Origin of the sequence: Devosia sp., from assembly GCF_036676215.1 — a bacterium.
In the GTDB taxonomy this organism is placed as follows: domain Bacteria; phylum Pseudomonadota; class Alphaproteobacteria; order Rhizobiales; family Devosiaceae; genus Devosia.
Genome location: NZ_JAKFDJ010000199.1, coordinates 1 through 1,981 on the forward strand (window position 1 = coordinate 1; position 1,981 = coordinate 1,981).

Annotated in this window: 2 protein-coding genes; both read right to left on the bottom strand. The window is 63.7% G+C overall.

Translation table 11 applies throughout. The features are described from left to right. A partial coding sequence (locus tag V6M52_RS16425) for a DUF1329 domain-containing protein (RefSeq protein WP_332701867.1) occupies positions 1-1,320 on the bottom strand: 1,320 nt, incomplete at its 3' end. Between the two features lie 28 nt (positions 1,321-1,348). Continuing rightward, positions 1,349-1,981, bottom strand: a 633-nt coding sequence (locus V6M52_RS16430; protein WP_332701869.1) for a DUF1302 family protein, incomplete at its 5' end; no start/stop codon positions are given.

Genomic DNA, 1,981 nt, shown 5'->3' on the forward strand with positions numbered 1-1,981 from the left:
GGCCTTGAAGCCAAAGGCGAAGGCGGACTTCTCCTCGTTCTTCATGCCCAGGACCAGGTAGCGGCCGGCGATGACGTCGTAGAGGGCCTCTAGGGTGTAGGCCGGCACCTTTTTGTGATAGTAATTCTGCGCATGAGCCTCAGCGATGCGCCACAACTGGCCGCGACCGTCGTAGTGGTCGACCAGGGCCAGCTGCCAGCTGTCCTCGTCGAAGTACATGTGGCGTTTGGCGTAGATGTGCCGTTCGCGGGACTTCAGCGTGGCCTCCACTTCCCAGACCCGGTGCAGCTCATAACGGGTAAGATCCTGGTTGATATGCCCGGCCTTGATGATCTCGTCATATTTCAGCTTGGGCGAGTCGAGCTTGTAGCTGTTGTAGGGGATGTACATCTCCTTCTTGCCCACCAGCTTCCAGTCGTAACGATCTGGCGCACCATTGAACAGGTCATTTTGATCCGTGGTACGCATGCCATCGGCGGCGGTGCCCGGGCTGTCGTAGGCCACCTGTGGGGCGCGGCGCACGCGGCGCTGACCGGCGTTATAGACCCACGCCATGCGTGGCTCCTTGACCTGGTCGATGGTCTCGTGAAACATCAGCACGTTGCCGGTCAGGCGCGAGGGTGCGATCACCCGTTGCTTGAAGTACAGCAGGATGTTGCTCGCCTTGGCCGGGTCGAGGTCGGGCATGTCGCTGGGGAAGGCGATCTCGTCCTCGAATTTGACCAGGCTGTAGGAGCCGTTGGTCTGCGGCGCGACCTGAGTGATGTAGCGCTTGAGGTTACCGCCGCGGTAGCGGGTGATGTGGTTCCACACCACCTCGACCCCGTTCTTGGGAATCGGGAAGGCGTAATAGCGGCTGTCGCCGAAGTTCTGCAGGCCGTTGCCGCCGTCCACGGTGGTGGTATTCAGGGCGCTGCGTTTCGCCGCGGCATAGATCTCATCCGGCAGCGCGGCGCTGCGATGGGTCGGGTAGACCGGGATCTTGTAGCTGTCGGGATAGCGCTTGAACATCGCCATCTGCCCGGCAGACAGCTTGTCCTGGTACTGCGCGACATTGGCGGCGGTGATGGTGAACAATGGCTGCTCGCCAGCGAACGGGTCGGCGAGAAAGCCCTTGTCGTCGACGGCCCCGGCGTTGGTCGGCAGACCGCCGTCCCAGGCCGGGATGCTGCCATCGGCGTTGCCGGCCTTCTCCGCGCCGAGCGGGGTCAGGGTGGTGCCCAACTGGGCGGCCTCCTGTTCGGAGACCGCGGCCATCACGCTGGTCGCCAGCAGGGTCAGCGCCAGCGCACCGGTTTGCAGGATTCTTGTAGTTTTCATCGAATACGGATCCTTTGCGTGTGGTTGATCAGAAGTTCACACCGAAACTCAGGGCGACGAAGTCACGGTCGGTGATGGTGTTGTAGTCGCCGCCGAAGAAGTCGGTGTAGCTGAGGCTGGCGTTGTAGGTGTTCTGGTAGTCGGCGTTGAGGCCGACGCTGACCGCCTTGCTGCCCTCGTTGAAGTTCGGCCCGTTGCCGTCGACGTCGTGCGACCAGGCGACGCTCGGGGTCAGGTTGACCCCGGCGAGCACGTTGGGGTATTCGGCGCTGGCGCGCAGGCGGTAGCCCCAGGAGCTGTCGGTATAGAAACCGTCGCCCTGGCACTCGTCCGGGTTGGCGGCGTTGAACGCGGCGCACACGCCCGGCACGCTGAACTCGCCGGCGCCGAAGATCGTATCGCGGCCGAAGCGCAACTCGCTGGGGTCGTCCTTGAGGCCGCCGATGTGGTTGTAGCCGACCTCGCCGACCAGGGTCAGACGGCTGGCGCCGAGCACCCGCTCGATGAACTGGATGGCGGTGATCTGCGCCTGGGTGAACGGCTTGCGCTCGTAGCCATGGATGTCGGCGCCGGCGAGGTTAGTGGCGTGACCGCTCTCGAACACCGGGTTGAACGGCAGGCCGAGGGCGGCGAAGACCAGGTCGGTGGAGTTGATCTGCAG